General features: G+C 31.6%; 12 protein-coding genes. All 12 read left to right on the forward strand.

Annotated elements, in window-relative coordinates; translation table 11 throughout:
* Positions 1-156: 156 nt before the first annotated feature.
* On the forward strand, positions 157-1,401 hold the full coding sequence (locus ACO409_RS07050) for an RNA-guided endonuclease InsQ/TnpB family protein (RefSeq protein WP_485556095.1): 1,245 nt from the start codon (positions 157-159) through the stop codon (positions 1,399-1,401).
* A gap of 198 nt (positions 1,402-1,599) precedes the next feature.
* Positions 1,600-2,487: a hypothetical protein gene (locus ACO409_RS07055; protein ID WP_485556096.1), complete on the forward strand. Its 888-nt coding sequence runs from the start codon at positions 1,600-1,602 to the stop codon at positions 2,485-2,487.
* Between the two features lie 288 nt (positions 2,488-2,775).
* Complete coding sequence (locus tag ACO409_RS07060) at positions 2,776-3,756, forward strand: ABC transporter permease (RefSeq protein ID WP_485556097.1); 981 nt, start codon at positions 2,776-2,778, stop codon at positions 3,754-3,756.
* On the forward strand, positions 3,756-4,721 hold the full coding sequence (locus ACO409_RS07065) for an ABC transporter permease (RefSeq protein ID WP_485556098.1): 966 nt from the start codon (positions 3,756-3,758) through the stop codon (positions 4,719-4,721). Before ACO409_RS07060 ends, ACO409_RS07065 begins: the two co-directional genes overlap by 1 nt.
* Before the next feature lie 240 nt (positions 4,722-4,961).
* Positions 4,962-6,002 (forward strand): ABC transporter ATP-binding protein, encoded by a 1,041-nt coding sequence (locus tag ACO409_RS07070; protein WP_485556099.1) that lies wholly within the window; start codon positions 4,962-4,964, stop codon positions 6,000-6,002.
* A complete protein-coding gene (locus tag ACO409_RS07075) occupies positions 6,002-6,952 on the forward strand; it encodes an ABC transporter ATP-binding protein (RefSeq protein WP_485556100.1) in 951 nt (316 codons plus the stop codon). Before ACO409_RS07070 ends, ACO409_RS07075 begins: the two co-directional genes overlap by 1 nt.
* Before the next feature lie 136 nt (positions 6,953-7,088).
* A complete protein-coding gene (locus tag ACO409_RS07080; protein WP_485556101.1) occupies positions 7,089-8,681 on the forward strand; it encodes a peptide ABC transporter substrate-binding protein in 1,593 nt (530 codons plus the stop codon).
* Positions 8,682-8,732: 51 nt separating this feature from the next.
* Positions 8,733-10,322 (forward strand): peptide ABC transporter substrate-binding protein, encoded by a 1,590-nt coding sequence (locus tag ACO409_RS07085; protein WP_485556102.1) that lies wholly within the window; start codon positions 8,733-8,735, stop codon positions 10,320-10,322.
* A 33-nt stretch (positions 10,323-10,355) separates the two neighbouring features.
* Complete coding sequence (locus ACO409_RS07090) at positions 10,356-11,945, forward strand: peptide ABC transporter substrate-binding protein (RefSeq protein ID WP_485556103.1); 1,590 nt, start codon at positions 10,356-10,358, stop codon at positions 11,943-11,945.
* A gap of 54 nt (positions 11,946-11,999) precedes the next feature.
* Complete coding sequence (locus ACO409_RS07095) at positions 12,000-13,583, forward strand: peptide ABC transporter substrate-binding protein (protein WP_485556104.1); 1,584 nt, start codon at positions 12,000-12,002, stop codon at positions 13,581-13,583.
* A gap of 164 nt (positions 13,584-13,747) precedes the next feature.
* Positions 13,748-14,314 (forward strand): D-glycero-alpha-D-manno-heptose-1,7-bisphosphate 7-phosphatase, encoded by a 567-nt coding sequence (locus ACO409_RS07100; RefSeq protein WP_485556105.1) that lies wholly within the window; start codon positions 13,748-13,750, stop codon positions 14,312-14,314.
* Between the two features lie 440 nt (positions 14,315-14,754).
* A partial coding sequence (locus tag ACO409_RS07105) for an autotransporter-associated N-terminal domain-containing protein (protein ID WP_485556106.1) occupies positions 14,755-23,351 on the forward strand: 8,597 nt, incomplete at its 3' end.

A 23,351-nucleotide genomic window follows, 5' to 3' on the forward strand; every position in this document is an offset into this window, starting at 1 on the left:
CATATGCCATGAGAACTGCATAAATGGTAGCGTATTTATGTGAACGACGCTTCCCGCTGTTGTGGGGTTTTAAAAACTTTAAAAATATTTAAAAATAAACAGATAAGATGTAGAATACATGGTATAATATCTCTGATGAAAAGGAGGTGATTATATATGTATTTAACATTAAAACAACAGGTAAAACATCTTAGTAAAAAAGAGTTTAGAAATTTAAAATATTTATCTCATATAGCCAAGAACTTAACGAATGAAGCTATATATAATATTAGACAGTATTATTTTAATAAGAAAAAGTATTTAAGTTATAATGAAAACTATAAAATGCTTAAAAATAGTGAGAACTATAAGAAGTTAAATTCTAATATGGCTCAACAAATTCTAAAAGAAGTAGACGGAAGTTTTAAATCATTTTTTGGACTTTTAAAACTTGCTAAGAATGGTCAATATAATGGTAAAATAAAATTACCTAAATATCTTGCTAAAGATAGTTTTACTACTCTTGTTATAGGTTTTGTTAGATTAAAAGATGATATGCTGATAGTTCCTTATTCAAATTCATTTAGAAAGGCACATAAGGAAATCGCAATAAAGCTACCACCAGTATTAAAAGACAAGAAGATAAAAGAAATTAGAATAATACCAAAACAACATTCTAGGTACTTTGAAATTCAATATACTTACGAAGTAAAAGAAGTTCAAAGGAAATTAAATGAAAACAATGCACTAGGGATTGATTTAGGCATAAATAATCTTTGTACTTGTGTTACAAATACGGGAGCTTCATTCATAATAGACGGTAGAAAATTAAAGTCAATAAATCAATACTATAACAAGATAAATGCAAAATTACAAAGCATAAAAGATAAGCAAAAGACCTCCCGCACGACATTAAGACAAAAGAGAATAGCTAGAAAGAGAAATAATCGTATAGAAGATTATCTTTCAAAAGCGGCAAGAATAATTGTAAATTATTGTCTTAATAATGATATAGGAAAAATAGTTCTAGGATATAATGAAGATTTTCAAAGAAATTCAAATATAGGAAGTATAAATAATCAAAACTTTGTAAATATACCATATGGAAAATTAAGAGATAAATTAATATATCTATGTAAACTATATGGAATAGAATTTAAACTGCAAGAAGAAAGTTATACATCAAAAGCAAGTTTCTTTGATGGAGATGAAATTCCAATATATGATAAAGAAAATCAAAAAGAATATATATTCAGTGGAAAAAGGATAAAAAGAGGACTATATCAAACAAGTAAAGGCTATCAATTAAATGCAGATTGTAACGGAGCATTAAATATATTAAGAAAAAGTAAAGTTGTGGACTTAAGCGTCCTATACAATAGAGGTGAGCTGAACACACCTAAAAGAATAAGGGTAGTGTAAAGCTATCAAACTTCTTAGAAAATTTTTGAATATTTTTAAAGATTTTAGAACCCTGCGACTTTAGTCGTGGGAGGTTCAGAAGTAAAGATATAATTGATAAAATAAAAATAGAATTTGTGGAAAATTATGAACAAATTTATTCAAAACTTTTTTTGACATGTGAAGAAGAAAAAAATTTATAAAAAAGGAGAAAATTTTATGAGAAAAAATAAATGTAAGTTATTAATTTGGGCTAGTATTATGGTAATTTCAGTTGCATCTTTCGGAATGTCTGGTAAAAATCCAGATAAATCGCCTTCAAAGCCAGAGGCTGCAGATGTGGATACAGTTAATGACAATGCTAGTGCTATTGGGAAAAAAGCCGGACTTAAAATTTCAAAGGAAGAATTAAATATTGTAGCTGATAAAATTTTTAAAAATGAAGCTGGAGGGAAAAAGGAAGATATAGTTTACTGGAATGTTGGAGAAGATTTTCCTTCGCTTGGAATTGGACATTTTATATGGTATAGGGCAGGACAGAGAGGAAAATTTGCAGAAAGTTTTCCACAGCTTGTAGCATATTACAGGGCTCATAATATAAAACTTCCTAAAATTATAGAGGAAAATGACTATTCTCCCTGGGCAAACAGGGATGAACTTTTTAGACTAAAAAGAATTATGGATAATGATATTACGGAATTAACTAATTTTTTGTATAACACAAAAGATATTCAGGTTTCATTTATTTTTGAAAGACTAGAAAATTCTTTGGAAAAAATGATGGATATTTCAGATAACCCAGAAAACGTCAAAAAGCAATTTTACCGTGTTGCACAGTCGCCAAATGGACTTTATCCTTTAATCGACTATGTTAATTTTAAGGGAGAAGGAACGACAAGAACAGAAACTTATAATGGGGAAGGATGGGGACTTCTTCAAGTATTGGAAAATATGAAAGGGACAGGAAGCGGAAAAGCGGCTCTTGAAGAGTTTAGCAATTCTGCAAAAGCTGTTCTTGAAAGGCGTGTAAAAAATGCAGGTCCTGACAGTAATGAGAAAAGATGGCTGCAAGGCTGGCTAAACCGTTGTGATACTTATAAAAATTAAATTTTTTTAAATTAAGAAAAATAATTATGTTAAAACACTTGTGCCTTTAGTTGTGAGAGGTTCAAAATTAAGTAGTCTAAATTTTTATTTAGGCTATTTTTTCATGTATTGCTCAAAATTTAGTAAATATTTTATATTTTTTAGATGAGATTTAGCATTAGAAAATTATTATTTGTTGATAAAAAAAGTTAATAGTAAAAAAATATTTTTATAGACAAAATAGCTTGCAAATATGACTAAATATAAGATATAATATAATATATAAAATTTTATTGAAAGGAAGCGAGTATGAAAAATATTTTAAAATTTTTAATTAAAAGAGTTGCTATGGGACTTGTAACATTGTGGCTAGTTATTACAATTACATTCTTTTTGATACATATGTTGCCTGGTGACCCGTTTCAGAGTGAAAAAGCAATTCCACCTGAAGTAAAGCAAAATTTAATGGCGAAATATCATTTAGATCGTCCACTTAACGAGCAGTACGTTGAATACTTAAAAAATATAGCAAAGGGAGATTTAGGTTCATCCATGAAAGTTCGTGGAAAAACTGTTAATAATCTAATTATCCAAAGTTTTCCTACATCAGCAGATTTAGGAGCAAGATCTATCGTATTTGCATTAATTTTGGGTATTCCACTTGGAATTATTGCAGCTCTTAAAAGAGGAAAATATCAGGATAAGTTAGCTATGATTGTGGCGATAATTGGAATATCCGTGCCGAGTTTTGTATTAGCAGGACTTATGCAAAAGTATGTTGTTGATATACATAATGGATTTTTTATTGATAATGGATTTTTGCCAGAATTTTTTAGAATTCGTTTATCTGGATGGGACAGTCCAGAGAAAAAAATACTTCCAGTTATAGCACTTGGACTTTATACAGTTGCATTGATTGCACGTTTATTAAGAGATAAAATGATAGAAGTGATGGGTCAAGATTATATAAGGCTGGCTGTTGCAAAAGGTGTAAAACCACGGGATATTGTATTTAAGCATGCTTTAAGAAATGCAATCTTGCCGATTATTACAATAATGGGACCAACAATTGCAGCAGTTTTGACAGGTTCATTTGTAATTGAAAGAATGTTTTCGATTCCAGGATTAGGAAAATATTTCGTTGACAGTATTAATGACAGAGATTATACAGTGGTACTTGGAGTTACTGTATTCTATGCAATATTTCTTATTGTTATGATGATACTTGTAGATATTATTTATGTTTTAGTTGATCCTAAAATTAAACTTGGAAAAGGAGATGAGGTATAGTGGCAGAAGACATAAAAAAAATTATAACTGAGAGTGATTACATTCCAACTCCTGAAGATTTTGAAATTGTAGGTCCAGATACTACTCAAAGCGAAGAAATTTACAAACCAAGTTTAACATTTTGGCAAGATGGATGGAGAAGATTCAAGAAAAATAAACTGGCTCTGTCATTTTTGGGAATAACAATTATTTTTTTGTTTTTAGCAATTTTTGGACAGCATTTGACAAAATATTCATACAGAGATATAAATTTGTCAGAAAAATTTTTAAATCCTTTAGAAGGAATTACAAAAGGTCATTATTTGGGGACTGATAATTTGGGTCGTGACTTGTTTGCCAGACTTTCTCAAGGAATAAGAATTTCAATGGAATTATCAATAATAACAGCTGCAATTTGTGTTGTTTTTGGAACAATTTATGGAGCTATTTCCGCATATTTTGGTGGAATTATTGATACAATTATGACTAGAATTGTGGAAATTTTACTAATTATTCCATCAATGATTTACATAATCTTATTAATGGTTGTTATGGGAAATAGTGTAAAAACAATAATTATCGCAATGGCACTTACAAGATGGTTAAATTATTCTCTGCTTGTGCGTGGAGAAGTTTTGAAAATCAAGGAAAATGAATTTGTTTTGGCTTCAAAATCACTTGGTGGAAATTTCTTGTGGATAACTTTAAAGCACTTGATTCCAAATACGTTAAGTGTAATAATAATAAGACTTACAACAGATATACCAAATATTATCTTTACAGAAGCATTTTTAAGTTTTATTGGACTTGGAGTACCGATTCCACAGGCGTCATTAGGAAACTTGGTATTTGATGGATTCGTAAATATGACTTCATTTCCATATTTGTTCATTATTCCATCAGTTGTAATTTCATTGATTACATTGGCATTTAACATCGTTGGAGATGCTTTGAATGATGCATTAAATCCAAAATTAAGAGATTAAAAATTTAAAATTTACTATTCTATAATTTAATATTATTTTTCTTAATTTCATTTATTTTAGTTTATTTAAGCAAGAGTATGGCGTTTGATACTCTTGCATCCCGTTTTATGCAAGACTTTCCTTAACGAAAATATTAAAAAAATTAAATGAACTAAAAATAAATAGAGTTAATAAAGAAAAAGTATTTAGTTATAAAATTTATGTAAAAACAATCCATATTAATACAGAGAGGATTAGATAATGGGAAAAAAATTATTAGAAGTAAAAGATTTAAGTGTCTCTTTTAATACGTATGCTGGGGAAGTTCAGGCTCTTAGAGGAATCAGCTTTTCTGTAGATCGTGGAGAAACACTTGCAATCGTTGGAGAATCTGGTTCGGGTAAATCAGTTACTGTGCAGACAATTATGAGATTGATACCGATGCCTCCAGGAGAAATTAAAAATGGAGAGATTCTTTTTGATGGAGAGGATCTAGTAAAAGTTCCTCTTGAAAGAATGCAAAAACTTCGTGGAAGAAAAATTGGAATGATATTTCAAGATCCTATGACATCACTTAATCCAACTATTAAAGTTGGAAAGCAAATCATGGAAGGAATTTTGATTCATAAAAAAATGCCAAAGGAAGAAGCAAAGCAAAAAGCTATTGAAATGCTTAGAAAAGTTGGGATTCCTAAGCCTGAAGAAAGATTTCATCAATATCCACATGAATTTTCTGGCGGAATGAGACAAAGAGCTGTTATAGCAATTGCTCTTGCGTGTGAACCTGACTTATTGATTTGTGACGAGCCAACGACAGCTTTAGATGTTACAATTCAAGCACAAATTTTAGATTTGATAAATAATCTGAAAAAAGAGTTGAATATTGCTGTAATACTTATAACGCATGATTTAGGAGTAGTTGCTGAAACTGCCGATAGAGTAGTTGTTATGTATGCAGGAGAAAAATTGGAAGAAGCTCCTGTAAGGGAGTTGTTTAAGAATCCAAAGCATCCATATACTTGGGGACTTTTAAAATCTTTGCCAAGATTAAATATGAAAATTGGAGAAAAGTTGGCTTCTATTCCTGGAACACCGCCAGATTTGTTAAAGCCGCCTGTAGGAGATCCGTTTGCAGCGCGTTCTGAGTATGCAATGAAAATCGACTACGAAAGAAAACCTCCAATGATTGATTTAGGAAATGGACATTTTGTAAAATCGTGGCTTTATGTCAAAGGTGCCCCAAAAATAAAATCTCCTTTTGAATCAGAAGAATCAGAAAACAAAGGAATGGAGGGGGAATAATGGCATTTAGCGAAAATAAAAAAGAAAAATTAATAGAAATAAAAAATCTAAAGAAATATTTTCCAATGAAAAAAAGACAAGTTTTAAAAGCTGTGGAAGATGTAACTATGGATATTTATAAAGGTGAAATATTGAGCCTTGTGGGAGAATCAGGGTCTGGGAAAACTACACTTGGAAGAACTGTTAGCAGACTTTATACAAAGACAAACGGAGATATTTTATTTAATGGAAAGCCAGTGGAAGACTATGGAAGAAAAGAATTTACAAAAAAAGTTCAGATGATATTTCAAGATCCGCAAGCTTCGCTTAATCCAAGAATGACTGTTGGAGATATTATTGCCGAAGGAATAGATATTCATAAACTGGCAAGTTCAAAAAAAGAAAGAATGGAAAAAGTCTATAAATTATTGGAAATTGTTGGATTAAATAGGGAACATGCAAGCCGTTTTCCACATGAGTTTTCTGGTGGACAAAGACAGAGAATTGGGATTGCAAGGGCACTTGCAGTTGATCCAGAAATGATTGTGTGTGATGAACCAATATCAGCTTTGGATGTGTCAATTCAGGCACAAGTCGTAAACTTGTTAAAAGATTTGCAAAATGAAAGAAATTTGACATTGTTATTTATTGCCCATGATCTATCGATGGTAAAGTATATTTCAGATAGAGTGGCAGTTATGTATCGTGGAAAAGTTGTAGAATTGGGAAGTCCTGAAGATGTTTATGGAGATCCTATTCACAGTTATACAAAATCACTTATTTCAGCTGTGCCAATAGCAGATCCTGATTACAAAAAAACAAAAAAAATTGATATGGATGAATCGTATTTAAGAAGTCCTATGGGAGATGTATCTGAAATAAAAGTTATTCCAGAAACACCTGAACTAACTGAATATAGAAAAGGACATTTTGTAGAAACATCATTTTTAAAGGAAAAAGGACTTATTTAAAAGTTTGATAACTATGCAAATTTAAAATTTAATAAAATAAATATCCTAAAGCAAGGGGTCTTGGATCTCTTGTGGAAATAAAAAATTTAAAGAAAGGAGCTTGTATAATGTAACTATATTATACAAGGAAATAGTTATGAAAAAAATATTATTAGCATTTGTAATATTGCTATCTTTTGTGGTTTCGTGCGGGAAAGGAGCTGCAGGAAAATCAGTATCATTTAATATGGAAGCTGAGCCTACTTCGTTAGATCCACAAATTTTGACTGATATGAGCGGACTTTTCGTAACAAGTATGACTTATGAAAGTCTTGTAAGATTAAATGAAAAAAATGAAATCGTTCCTGCTGGTGCTGAAAGTTGGACTAAATCAAATGATGGAAAAGTATGGACATTTAAAATTAGAAAAGGAATGAAATGGTCAAATGGTGATCCTGTTACAGCAAAAGATTACTATAATGGGATAAAAAGAGGACTTGAACCAAAAACAGCCTCTGAATATGCATTTCTTGGATATTATATTGAAAATGCAGAAGATTATAATAATGGAAAGTTAAAAGATTTTGGAAAAGTTGGGGTAAAAACAAAAGGTGATTATACACTTGAATTTACTTTGTCACAGCCTGCACCATTCTTCTTAAAAACATTAATTATGCCAATTTATTTCCCAATTAATGGAAAAGCATTGGCTGCCAATGGAGAAAAATATGCAACTGAAGCTGACAAGTCTATTTATAACGGACCATTTATAATGAAAAAATGGGTACATGATAATAAAGTGGTTATGAAAAAGAATCCTAATTACTGGAATGCTAAAAACATAAAGATTGATACGCTTACAGGTTCAATCGTAACTGATTTTGAAGCTGCTACAAATCTTTTTGAAAATAAAGAATTGGATTTAACTAAAATTTCTGTTGAAAAATTGGCAACTTATGAAGGAAAACCTGAATTACATAAGTTTCCTAACGGAAGAGTATATTTTTTAGGATTTAACACATCAAATCCTGTATTAAAAAATCAAAAGATAAGAGAAGCATTATCTCTTGCAATAGACAGAAAACAACTCGTAAGCAGTATTTTAAATGGTGCTGGAATTGTAGGATCTGGAATTGTTTCAAACGGAATGACTGGTGAAAAAGGTGATTTTAGACAAGAAGCTGGAAACTTGTTTGCAGGATTTGAAAAAATTAATGTAAAACAGTTATTTCAAGAAGGGCTGAAAGAGTTAAAAATGACACCTGCACAGGTTAAATTGCGTCTGTTAGTAGATGAAAACGGAACTGGTAAAAAAGAAGCAGAATTTTATCAATCTCAATGGAAAGATAAATTGGGAATAGATGTTTCTGTAGAAGTTCTTACAAAAAAAGATAGAATTGCACGTGCAAAAAATGGAGATTTTGACATTGTAAGATATGCTTGGGGACCTGATTATGCAGATCCTATGACTTACTTGGAAATTTTCCATTCAAAAGCAAAAGATATTAACTTTGCTAAATATTCAAATCCTAAATATGACCAATTAATTGATTTGGCTAAAGTTAATCAAGATAACAAAACAAGAATGGATGCGATGAAACAGGCAGAAAAATTATTATCTGACAACTTTACATATTCAACACTTTATTACGAAGTGGGAGTTTATTTGATAAATCCTAAATTAAAAGGGGTTGTAATACGTTCTGTTGGAGATTCTATTGATTTTTATAATGCATCTATTGTAAAATAATTTTTTTGATTTTACTAAATTTTCATAGTAAAAGAAAGGATAAACGTGATTATGAAAAAAATATTACTAATATTTGTGATATTGCTGGCTTTTGTGGTTTCGTGCGGGAAAAGCATTGATTCTGAAACATTGAAGCTGAATTTGAAGGAAGAAGGAAAATCTTACGATCCGCAGCTTGCAAATGATTCTACTGGAGAATTTGTGGATTCGCTTATCACTGAAACATTGACAAGACAATCAAAAGATGGAAAATCTCTTCCTGGAGTAGCAGAAAAATGGGAACATAATAAAAACTCAACAGTATGGACATTTCATTTAAGAAAAAATGCAAAATGGAGTAATGGAGATCCAATTACAGCAAAAGATTTTAGAGATGGTTGGATTAGAGCATTAAATCCTAAAACAGCTGGAGAATATGCAGATAAACTATTTTATATAAAGAATGCTGAACAATTTAATACAGGAAAAATTAAAGATGAAAATCAATTGGGGATAAAAGTTATTGATGATTACACATTGCAAGTAACATTAAATAATCCTCTTCCATATTTTGATTCTATCGTAAGAATCCAAACTTATGCTCCGCTAAACAAAAAGTTCTACGAAAAAGTAGGAGAAAAATACATGACATCTCCTGAAACATCAATTTCATCAGGTGTTTATACGATAAAATCTTGGACAAGAGATTCAGAAATTATATTTGAAAAAAATGAAAATTACTGGAATAAGGACAATATTAAATTAAAATATGTAAAAATATTGTTTATAAATGATCCTTCTGCCAGTGTGAATGCTTTCAAAAATAAAGAAATTGATTCTACAAATATTTCAATTGAACAAGCAAAAGAGTTTAAAAATGATAAACGTAAATTGCTTACAAAAGATGGATCTGTATGGTACATGACATATAATATGAAAAATAAAATTCTTGCAAATAAAAAAATTAGACAAGCATTATCACTTGCTGTAGATAGAGAAAGATTGGTTAAAAATGTACTTGACAATACAGGAGAAGCCGCATATACGTATACGACAAAAGGTGTTGGAATAATTGGTGTTTCAAAAGATTTTTCTGAAGAAGCAGGAAAAGTTTTTCCAGCTTATAATCCACAAAAAGCAAAACAATTGCTAGCTGAAGGATTAAAAGAGTTAAATTTGCAAAAATTACCTGAATTGACAATGATTTTCAATGATTCTGGAAATAATAAAGTTATTTCTGAATATATTCAAGAAAGTTTGAGAACTAACTTGGGAATAAATATTAATATTGAAGGAATGACATTCCAGTCAAGATTGGATAAAATGCAGCACAGAAATTATGAAATTGCACTAGCTGGATATAATGGAGATTATAATGATGCTATTACTTACCTTGACAGATTTATGAGCGAAGATGGAAACAATTATTCAGATTACTCAAATCCACGTTATGATGAACTTGTTAATAAAGTTAAAAGTTCTGGAAATCAGGAAGAAAGAGTAAAAGATATGATTGAAATGGAAAAAATAATAGCCCAAGATATGCCTGTGGGACTGCTTTATTATAGACAAAATATTAAGCTGTTAAATCCAAGAGTTCATAATATTGTATTTAGTCCAATAGGAAAAGATTTTGTGCTAGATGATACTTATATAAAATAATAAAAAAATTTTTATAAAGGAAGGGAAATTGTTATGAAAAAAATAATAATTTTATTAGCGATGTTAGTTTTTGCCATTTCTTGTGGAAAATCTGGAGGAAGCGGAAAAATCTTTACATTAAATTTGACAGATGAGCCTAAATCTATTGATCCACAGCTTTCAACGGATATTTTAGGTGGGACAGTTGATGATCTGATAACAGAAGGATTGACTAAAAGAGGAAAAAATGGTACGTTTGTGCCAGGACTTGCAAAGAGTTGGGATAAATCTGCTGACGGGTTAAAATGGACATTTCATCTAAGAGATGGAATAAAATGGAGCAATGGAGATCCAATTACAGCACAAGATTTTAAAAATGGATGGCTACGTGCATTAAATCCTAAAACTGCTTCACAATATGCATATATGCTTTATCCAATAAAAAATGCTGAAAAATATAATAAAAAAGAAGTTCCAGCTGAAAAAGTCGGAATAAAAGTTATTGATGATAAAACTTTGGAAGTAGAATTAGAAACTCCTGTTCCATATTTTGATAGTTTAGTTGCATTTAAAACATATATGCCGCTAAATCAGAAATTTTTTGAAAAAACAGGTGACAGTTATTTTACAGAAGCTGATAAAACTATATCTTCAGGAGCATATACAATGGAAAAATGGGTACATGGTTCAGAAGTTTCATTTAAGAAAAATCCGAATTACTGGGATGCAGCTAATGTAAAAGTTGATAATATTGTGTATAAAATAATTCCTGATAATAATTCTGCATTAAATGCATTTAACAATAAGGAAGTAGATGTAACTTCAATTACATCTGAACAGGCAAAGGAATTTAAAAATAATCCAAAAATGATTTCAAAAAATGATGGTTCAGTATGGTATTTGCTATTTAACTTTAAGAATAAAATATTAGCAAACTTAAAAGTTAGAAAAGCTATTCTTATGGCAATTGACAGAGAAGGATTGGTAAATAATGTATTAAATGGATACGGAACTGCAGCGAAAACATTTGTTCCAAAAGGAATAGGAATAACTGGAAAAGATGGAAAAGATTTTACAGAATCTGTTACTACATCAATTCCAGAATATAATCCTCAAGAAGCTAAAAAATTGCTTGCAGAAGGGTTGAAGGAAACAGGGCAAACTAGTTTTCCTAAAATGTCAATGATACTAAATGAAAGCGGAAACAATAAAATTACTGCTGAATATATTCAAGAACAATTAAGAAAAAATTTGAATATTCAATTGAATTTGGAAATAATGACTGCTCAAGAAAGATTTTCACGAATGTCTCAAAAAGACTTTGATATAGTATTTGCTGGATGGTCTGGAGATTATCCAGATGCAATTACATACCTTGATTTATTCCAATCAACTGGCGGAAATAATAACGGTTCATACAAAAACCCTGAATATGATGCATTAGTTAAAACTGTAAGAAGTACAGCTGATCAAAATGTAAGAATGCCTGCACTTGTAAAATTGGAAGGAATAATAGCACAAGATTTACCAGTAGGTGTACTTTTCCACAGAGAAAAACAATACTTAATTGATAAACGGGTAAAAGGACTTGAAATTACTCCAATTGGCGGTGAATATTATTTAGGAAACTTGTCATTGAAATAGTAACTATAAATAATTTGAAAAGATTTTTTATTTGAAATAGGGAGGAAAAAATTAATGAAAAAAATATTTTTAATGTTAACATTGTTAATATTTACAATTTCGTGTGGAAAAAAAGGTGGAAATGCAAGTACATTTACTCTAAATATAGTTACAGAGCCATCGTCAATTGATCCACAAATAACTACAGATGTTCCTGGAGGAACTGTAGATGAATTAATTTTGGAAGGTCTTTTGAGAAAAGATAAGACTGGAAAGTCAGTAGCTGGAATTGCCCAAAAATGGGAAAAATCAAAAGATGGGCTTGTATGGACATTTCATTTAAGAGATGGAGTAAAATGGAGTAATGGAGATCCTGTGACAGCAAAAGATTTTAAGGCAGGATGGCTTCGTGGATTGAATCCTGACACAGCTGGAAGCAATGCAAGCATGTTATTTGTAATAAAAAATGGAGAAAAATATAATGCTAAAAAAGTTTCAGAAAATGAAGTTGGAATAAAAGTTATTGATGATAAAACTTTACAAGTAACTTTGGAATCACCTACTCCATACTTTGATGACTTAGTTACATTTAAATCATTTATGCCATTAAATCAAAAATTTTATAACGAAGTAAAGGATAAATATTTTACAGAAGCTAAATATACAATTTCAGATGGTCCTTACACTTTGGAAAACTGGACTCATGATTCAGAATTAAAATTTAAGAAAAATCCAAATTACTGGGACGCAAGCAATGTGAAAACAGAGAATGTTGTATTAAAGGTAATTGCGACAGATTCAGCTGTTAATGCTTTTAAAAATAAGGAAGTTGATGTAACTGCAGTAACTTTTGAGCAAGCTAAGGAATTTTCTGGAAAACCAGAACTTGTAAAAGCAAATGATGGTGGAATTTATTACTTGTTATTTAACACAGGAGAAAAAGAATTTAAAAATGCAAAAATAAGACGTGCAATAACTATGGCAATAAATAGAGAAGAGCTTGTAAATAAAGTTCTGGAAGGTTCTGAAAAGCTGACTAAGACATTTACTCCATCTGGAATTGGATTAAATGGTATTTCAAAAGATTTTGCAAAAGAAGTTACAACAGATCAGCCACAATTTAATGTAGCAGAAGCTAAAAAATTACTTGCAGAAGGACTTAAAGAAGAAGGTTTGACAGGACTTCCAAAATTTGAAATTTTATTTAATGACACAGGAAGCAGAAAAGCTATTGCAGAATATATTCAAGAAAGTTTAAGAAATAATTTGGGTGTAAATGTTGAGCTAGCTATGGTAAGCGGTAAAGACCGTATAGAAAGAACTAAGAAAAGAGATTATCAAGTTGCATTGCAAAACTGGACTGGAGATTTCTTAGATCCAATAACATATTTAGATTTATTTGAAAGTACAAATGCAAACAACCGTGGAGATTTCAAAGATGCCAAATATGATGAATTGACTAAAACTGTAAAAAGTTCTGCTGATCCAGAAGTAAGAGTTCCAGCAATGATCCAAATGGAAAAACTTATTTCAGAAGAACAACCAGTTACAATCTTATTCCAAAAACAAAAACTTTATTTAGTAAATCCAAAAGTTAAAAACTTGGGATTTGTGTCAATTGGTGGAGAATTCTTTATTAGAGATGTTGTGATGAATTAGTTTTAACTAAAAAAAAATTTAAGAATAATATTTTATATTCCCCGTTTAAATAGCAGATTTTTTTACAAGAGGTCAAGATCCCTTGCCAGTAAATAAACAAAATATAATTTCTGTTTTTTAAATGGGGTTTAATATTATTAAGCTAAAAAAGGAAATATAATTTTATGAAAAATAAATTTGTTTTGTTAGACAGAGATGGTGTTATAAATGTGGAAAAATCGTACTTGCATAAAATAGAAGATTTTGAATATGAAAAAAATGTAGTGGAAGGACTTTTAAAATTGCGGGATTTGGGATATAGATTTGCGATTATAACGAATCAGGCAGGAATTGCGAGAGGATATTATACGGAAGAGGATTATTTAAAATTACAAAATTTTATTGAAGACGATTTGCTAAAAAAAGGGATAAAAATTGAAAAATCTTACTTTTGTCCGCATCACCCAAATGTTACTGGAAAATATGGAATAGAATGTAATTGCCGAAAGCCAAGTACAGGGAATTTTGAGTTGGCGATAAAAGAGTTTGATATTGATGTTAAAAATTCTTTTATGATTGGAGATAAGATAACTGATTTGATTCCTGCAGAAAAATTGGGGATTATGCCTGTTTTGGTAAAGACAGGTTATGGTTTGGAAAGTTTGAAAAAACTTGAAGGAACTAAGTTAAATCCAATAGTTATAAATGATATTTTGGATTTGGCAGATAATATTAAAAAATATGAGAAATAATAAAGGTTTTCATTTAGATGATGAATTTATGATAAATTTTTTAGCAAGGGGTTAAGACCCCTTGTTTTAATAGTATAACAAGATATTTTTAGCTTCTTGCCTAATTGTACATAGACATCAAAAGGAGAGTTTATAGGTTGTGAGCCTATAAAATAAAGGAGATAAAAAATTAGAATTGCTGTATAGCATAGAAAAAAATTAAAATTTAATTTAAAATTTATTATTTTTAAAATAAATTTCAAAAATTCTCTTGTTGTTTTTTTTTTTTGTATGGTATAATAACTAACATAAAGATATTCTCCTTTAAAAACAGCATATTAATTTGAGTATAGAAAATTAATTATCACTTAAATTACTAAAAAAATCACTTTTTTCTGTATTCAGACTAATTACTGTCATTAAAAAGAGCTTATCTGAATAAAAAGTGAGAGGAGAAAGTAATGACCAACAATTTATTGAAATTAAAAAAAGATTTGAAGTCCTTTGCCAAAAGATGCAAGGATTTTAAGTATACAGATTCAGCATTAATTACGTTTTTAATTACAGGAGCACTAAGTTTCATTGTAAATAACTTGTTTTCTGAAGAAACAGACAAAAGCGTTGAAAATCAAAAGCAGGTAATTTCAACATCCATTGAGGATATACATCAAAAAGTTAAGCAGACTAGAAAGGAAAACAACAAGCTGCTGAAAAAGACAAATCTGGAACTTGTTCAGCTAATGGAACAGGGGGATTATGTAGTAAAATCTCCATGGAGCAACTGGCAACAAGGAGCTAATGAATTTTACAATGACTGGAAAGGAGTTTATAAAGGTAGAGGAGATAAAGAAGAAAAATATTCTTATAACGGAATATACAATAGAAGTAAAGATATATATGAAAGAGCTGTAAATCCTACAAGTGGCAAATATTCGCTCTTGGGAAGAAGTTCTAACCTAAGTTCAGCTTCCAGTTCTCAAAGGGCAGGGCTGGAAAACAATTCATACGGATTAGTAGGAGTAAGACCTGCTGTAGAACCAATAGTTGGATTTGAAGTAAATGCAGCAATCTACCCAAAACAAGTAAATAAGGGAAGAATAAGCATCCCTGCGAAAGTAGCAAATACACCTGCACAGCCAGATGTAGCCAGCTTTAGCCCGACAGCACCAACAATAAGCCCAATAACAGTAAGTACAACAACAGTTACAGTCACACCGAAAACTGTTACAAAAGAGGCACCATCATCAAGCCCAACTGCTGCGGCTATTAATATCCCTTCAGTAGAGCCAAAAACAGTCGTACCTCCAACAGCTCCAAGTAAACCAACATTACCAGCGATTAACCCGCCTGTTTTGTCTTTACAGGTTCAATCAAATGGTAATGGACAAAATACTATAGCACTTGGAAATGGAGGAAATAATGGTTCGATAGAAGGAGTTGCAACAACAGGAGGAAATTTTGAAGTAACAAGAACTGGTGTAGATCAATGGAATTACACATATCAAAATTATAGTGGAGTATCTCCATGGGGATATGTTGATACTAACCCATGGGGTATGAGTATACCAATTAATGGAACTTGGTCTGGAAAAAGTGGATCAGGTGTTAGTAGTGGTCAAAAAGGATTTTTAAGTATGATAAATTATAATGGTCAGGCATCCTTATCTAATAATGCCAATTTTTTATATACTCATGCATTAGAAAATGCCTCATCTGATATGGGAGAATTTATACATTTGGATGTACATAACTTTACCCCATATGCAACGGTACGAACAGGATTAACTACAGCTGGTGCAACTGGTGCAATTGCAATACTTAATGATGTAGAGAATAACTTGTTAGTAACAACTAAACAAGCAAATGGTAATACCTATACAAAAGATGCAATACATTCAGCATTTAATAGTGGAAATATCATAATTGAGGGTGGAAACGCTTCTTTGACAAATACTTACACACATACATATGGATTTAAAGATCAATTAGCCGCTAATACAGGAAAAGTTATTTTTCAACCTTATAAGGATAGTTCTGGAAATGTATTCGGCGGATATACAGGAGGATTTATAGTTTCAAATGATGTCGCAGGTTTAACACATAACATAATGTATAACTCGGGAACTATTGAAAACTGGACAAAGAATGCCTCAATATTTGGTTATGATGGACAATCACCTAAACCGTTAACTACTGTAAATAAAGGAACGTTAAAAATGTATGGACAGGATTCAGCAGGAATATACATAAAGCGATCTGCTAGACTAAATGCAATTTTTAATAATCCGATAGAATTTTATGGAGATAACAATGTAGGTCTTTATATTCCACAAACAGCAAGTGGTTCTACTGTTGAAGGAGATTTTAAAGTTAATTTTGGAGCTGTAGGAGTTGGAAACCAAAACTTTACAACAGCAACAGTTAGCGGAAAAACTGCGGGAAATAATATTACTAATATGAATGTAAATCCTAGTGGAAGTTCTACAAATATAGAAGGTGGATTTGGAATATTATCATCTGCACCAGTTGATTTGACAAAACATACAATTAATATTTATGATAAAACAGAAGGAGTAGTGGGTGTTATGCCACTATCAAACGTTCTGATTTCTCTTGGGACAGGAGCAATAACTTTAGATAGTGGAACAACAGGAAAAGGAAATGTAGGAATTTATGTGAAATCTGACAAAACTGGTGCTGTAAAATCTTCTGGAGATGTAGTTGTTAAAAATGGAATAGGAAATCTTGCTATTGTTGCAGAAGGATCATCACTTCCTGCAGGAGCTACAAACACAGTTGAAGTTAATAAGGTAACAACAACTAATACTAAAAACTCTGTAATAATTTATGCTTCGGATGGGGCAAAAGTTAAAGCAAATGAGCTAAACGTGTCAGGTGCAGTAGTGGAATCAGATGCAAGTCTTGCTAATAAAAAAAATACAGGAGCTGTATATGCTACTGGAAGTGGAACAACAGTTGTTGTTGATAGAACTACTGCTCCAGGTGTAGGGTCTGAAAATATAACTGTGACAGGACAGGCATTTACTGATGATGCTACAAAATATGCAGGATTTGGATTATTTGCTGATAATGGGGCAATAATTAGTGCCAAAAACAACAGTATAAAAGTAGTAAATGGAGGAGCTGGGATTGCTTCAGTTGGAACAGGTTCAAAAATTGATTTAACAGGTGGAAGTTTGGACTATAATGGAACTGGGTATGCTATTTATTCTACTGGAAATGTTGATTTGTCGAATGCAACTGTTGTTTTAAGAGGAAGTTCAACAGGATTTCAACAAGATTTATCAGGAACTCCAACAGTAACTACAAATTCTGGTACAAGTTTTAGAGTGGAATCAAAAGATGTCACTTTGATGAATTTGAAAAATGTCCCTTCTCAAGTGAAATTAACGGGGTTACAATCTAGCATTGCTGCTTTAACAGGAGGATTTTCTGTAACAGCTGGAACTGATCCTGCAACATCAGCACCATATGCTTATACACTTGCAACAATTGACGGATTAAATGACTACAGAATAGATAAAGATTTAGACAAGCAATTGGCAACTGTTCCAAATGCATCTACTACACACCCTGATGAATATAATTTCACAAAAACAATTGTGCAAAGAGCAAAAGTGAATGTAGATTCTGGTAAAATAGTAACAGCACATTTGGATGATAATGAGATGAAAGCAGTTGGAGAAAGCAGTGTTATAGGACTTCAAATGAGTTCAAGCCAATCTGCCAATAGCAACAATGAAACGCAAATCAATTTGGCTAGTGGTTCAACAATAGATGCGGATAGTACAGATAATAAAAATACTTCTGTTGGTTTATTTATAAATTATGGACAAGTAAATACAGATAATGGTTCAAATATTAAAGTGGAAAAAATGACAACAAACAGTCCAAATAAAAGTTCTGTAGGAATTTTTGCTGTAAACGGTTCAGAAGTTTTCTCAAAAGGTAATACAACAGTTGGTGGAGATAATTCAATTGGAATTTTAGGACTTTCTTATAGAACTGATAAGACAGGGACATTAGTTATTAATGAGTTTGGCGGAAAAACTGGAGAAGGGACTGTGAATGTAGAAAATACAGGTAAAGTTAGTTTGGATGGTAAAAATGCTGTAGGAATTTATGTTCAGAATAACGATACTAAGAACACTACGGCAGTCCATAGCGTTAAGGCTACTAATAAGTCTGGTGGTACAGTTGAATTAACAGGAAATAAAAGCATTGGAATGGAAGCAATTGATGCAGACAAAATCACTAATGAAGGAACAATTAACGTGAAGGGTGATGGAGGAGTTGGAATGTTCGCAGAGCTTACAGAAGATGCATCAGCAAGCCCTGTCACTTCAAAGACGTCCACTAAATCCACAACAATAACAAATGCCTCGACAGGAACAATTAATGTAGATGATAAGACAACTGATATTAGAGTTGGAATTTTTACAAAAGATAATAGAGTTGATATTCTGAATGAAGGAGCAATTAATGTTGGTAAAAATTCTTACGGTATTTATGGAAATAATGTGGAATTTAAAGGAGCTGATTCAAAAGTTAACATTGATGAAGGTGGAGTCGGAGTTTATTCATCAATTGCGACATATCCTGGAACTGCAGCTGATCAAAAAGACGCAGCGGTAATCGTTGGAAGTAAAACTAACTTTGTAATCTCTAAAAATGATTCAGTTGGAGTATTTATAAACAATGTATCAGCAAATAAGAAAATAGATGTTACTGATAACGGTGGTAATTTTTCTGTTGGCGAAGGATCGTTTGGATATGTAATATTAGGTGCAAATAATGGTAATAATGCAGGAGAGGTTCATTTTACAAACACAAATTCAGGAACTGTAACTTTGGATAAGAAATCTGCTTATCTGTATTCAGAAAACGACAATAATAAAACAACAATTGTCAATAATAAAGATATTACTACTTCAAAAGATGAAACTTATGTAATTTATTCTGCAGGAACAGTTACAAATAACGGAATACTAAATTTGACATCTGGTTTAGGAAATGTTGGAATTTACAGTATAAAAGGCGGTACAGCATCAAATAATGCTAAGATTCAAGTTGGTGGATCTGATCTTACAGCTTCTCCTAAGTTATATGGAATTGGAATGGCGGCAGGATATTATGATTCGTCAGCAGTATCGCCGGCTACATCAAAATCTACTACTGGAAATATTATAAATAAAGACAAAATAGAAGTTACCAAGGACAACAGCCTTGGAATGTATTCGTCCAATACTAACAGTACAGGATTGAATGACAGTACAGGAATTATTGAAGTCAGCGGAAAAGATGCTGTCGGAATGTTTGCAGACAATAATAGTAAAATGACAAATAAAGGAAACATAAATGTAATTGCATCTATATCAAAAGCGGCACCAAGTGCAACTCAACAATATGCAACAGCTATGAGAGCTTCTAAAGGATTAATAACAGGAGCTTCAACAGTATCTAAGGTGATAAATGATGCATCAGGTAAAATAAAGCTTAAAGGGACATATAATATAGGTATTTTTGGCGATAATGCAGATGCTGAGAATAACGGTGCAGTTATTACTGATACAGATGTGAAAAACTCTATTGGAATTGGTGGAACAGGAAGCGATGCTACTATTACAAATAACGGAACTGTCACATTAACAGCATCAGGAGATAGTCAAAATACAGGATTCTACTTAGGAAATAAAGCTAAAGGAAGTACAACGTCGAGCAGCGATATTAATTTGAGCGGAGATAATGCCATAGGATTGTATGTGGATGGTAAGAGTGAAATAACTTCATATTCTGGTAAAGCAACTGTAAATGGAGATGGAGGCTATGGATTAGTTTTAAATAATAATTCAAAAGTAACAGGAGGAAGTGGAAAAATTATACTGAAAGGAACTTCGGGAATTAATTCCAGCTCTTCAGGAGAAACTGTAATTTCAACAACTCCAACATTAGTAAAAAGAGGTGCGGCAGGTATTGCGATACTGGATAATTCTTCAAAAATTATTGGAGATATTGACTTGACAGCAGATGTATCTGGAACAAATTCAGTTGGAGTTTATTCAAAAGGATCTGTTTCTATTGATGAGGCAAATGTAAAAGCTTACGATGGAGCAGTAAACTTTTATTCTAACGGAGGATCTATTGAAATAGGTAATAGCAGTGGAATAAGCACAGTTGTAACAGGGACAGGAACAAAACAGGGTTCATTGCTATTTTACTCTGATCCAGTAAATGGTGGAAGTTTCAAATTAAGTTCACGAGTTAATGCATCTGTTGAAGGTGGAAGTACAAATGCAACAAGAGGAACGGCTTTTTACTATGCAAATTCGGGAGTAGCATTAGGAAGCTATGTGCCATTAAATACATCAGCAATAAGTTCATGGGCATCGTCTACATTTAACAACAGTTTAGGAAATTTATATCTGGATATGAAAAATGATTCAAGATTATTCCTGACTGAAAAAATTGATATAGATTTGTCTAATACAGTTGCGACAAATTTATTTAGCGGTTTGGGTGTGGCAAATAGCCCTCATATATCAGGAACTAATTACAGAACATTTATGCTGTATCACAGCAAATTGAATATTGATCAAGCTGTAAATCTGGATAACGCAAGTGATGCATACAATAAAGTAGAATTAGCAAGTTCGCAAATAATTAATAATAATACAATAACAGGAACTAAAGCGAACCAAGTTGCGATGGCTCAGGAAAATGATACTACAAATCCTGTAATAACAAAATTAAAAAATAATGGAACAATAAATTTATCGGGAGCAAATTCGACAGCAATTTATAATAAAGCTGGAGAAATTGAAAATACTTCCGCAGGAAAAATTACAGTAGGTGATAATTCGGTTGGAATTTATGGAATTAACAATACAGATATTAAAAATGATGGTAAAATAGCAATTGGAAATTCAGCAACAGGAATATTTTATTCGGATGTGTTCAAAGATCAGAAGACGGGAGTAACAACTGTTTATAATACAGCTAAAGGTCTTACAAATAACGGAACAATTGAAACTGCAGGAAATGATTCAGTAGCAATGACATACGAACCTGGAAATATTGGCTTAAATACTGTAACATTTGAAAATAAAGGTACAGTAAAGATGACAGGTGACAGAAATACAGCAATGTTTGCAAAAGTTTCAAAAGACAAAGTTTCGTATAATACTATAAATTCAGGAACTATTACAATGGGCAATTCTGCATTGTTAAATAATCCAAATGTTGCAATGTATACAGATTCTACATCAGATACAATAAATCCGTTAATTAATAGCGGAACAATTACTGTAGGAAATAGAGCGATCGGAATTTTTGGATATGAAGCTAAAAATAGTGGAAATATAACAGTTGGAGATGAAGGAATAGGAATTTATTCTCAAGGAGGAAATGTATCTTTAACAGCTGGAACAATGAAAACTGGAGGAAATGAAGCAGTTGGAGTGTACACAGTTGGAAATAATCAAACAATTGTAAATACAGGAACTAAATTCGATGTTGGAAGCGGTTCATTTGGATTTGTGAATGTTGGAAGTGGAAATAGTGTGTCAAGTACAGTTTCTGATGCAAATTTAAACGGAGATGCTGTATATATTTATTCAAACGATAATACTTCTTCAATTAATAATACAACAAATATAAAAGCAGCCGGAACATCTAATCCAGGTAAAAATTATGGAATTTATGCAGCTGGAAATGTTTTAAACTCTGGAAATATAGATTTTTCAAATGGAGTAGGAAATATTGGAATTTATAGCATAAAAGGTGGAAATGCCAGAAATACAGGAATTATAACAGTTGGAGATTCAGACACAACTAACAGCCTTTATGGGATAGGTATGGCTGCTGGTTATTCAACGACAGATACTGGTAATATCATAAATGATGGAACTATAAATGTAAATGGTAAAAACAGTATTGGTATGTATGCAAGCGGAAAAGGAAGTGTTGCAACAAATAACGGTAATATCATACTAAATAAAAATGGAGCAATAGGAATGTATGTTGAAGCTGAAGCCAAAGCAGTAAACAATGGTACAATTTCAACTGGAGTTTCTGGATTGCTAAATCCTGTCGGAGTTGTATTAGGAAAAGGTTCAACTTTAACAAATAATGGTTCTATTAATTTGAATGGTACAGGTGCGGCCGGAGTTTACTTAAAAGGTGGAATAATAGCAAACTATGGTACAATTAACGTATCAGGTTCTGGAAGCGTGCAGGTTAATGATTCCAGCAACAAGCCAACTACAAAAACAATTGGAGGTGTGTTAATAACTGCACCTTCTGGAGCTCAAACAGCAACTATTACATTAAATGGCGTGCCACAAACACCGACTTTAGTAACAACGACTCAGCAAAATAAAATTTCAGTAGATGCATCAAGCATAGGTCTTTATGTTAATACTTCAGGTGTTGACTATACAAATGCTATTAACAATTTAGGAGCTTTAACTTCAGAAGCTGATCTGATAATAGGAGCGGAAGCTGCCAGAAGCACGGTAAGTAAATATATTCAAATTTCAGGAAATTCAAAAATATTAGATCAATATAACAATGTAATAAAAACTGGAGGAGTTTCTACTTGGAATGTGTATTCAGGAAGTTTGACTTGGACTTCAACAGTAACATTAGATCCGAGTACAGGAGCAATAGCAAATGTTTATATGGCTAAAATTCCATATACGGAATGGACATCAAACAGCAAGGTAACGCCAACTAAAGTAACTGACACGTATAACTTTGCAGATGGACTAGAACAAAGATATGGAGTAGAAGCACTTGGAACAAGAGAAAATCAATTATTCCAAAAATTAAACAGTATCGGAAACAATGAAGAAATCTTATTATATCAAGCTTTCGATGAAATGATGGGACACCAATACGCAAACGTACAACAAAGAATCAATACAACAGGAAATTTATTAGACAAAGAGTTCAAATACTTGAAACATGATTGGAGAAATCCATCTAAACAAAACAACAAGATCAAGGCATTTGGAATAAGAGATGAGTATAATACAGA

The sequence above is a fragment of the Leptotrichia sp. genome (assembly GCF_057270615.1).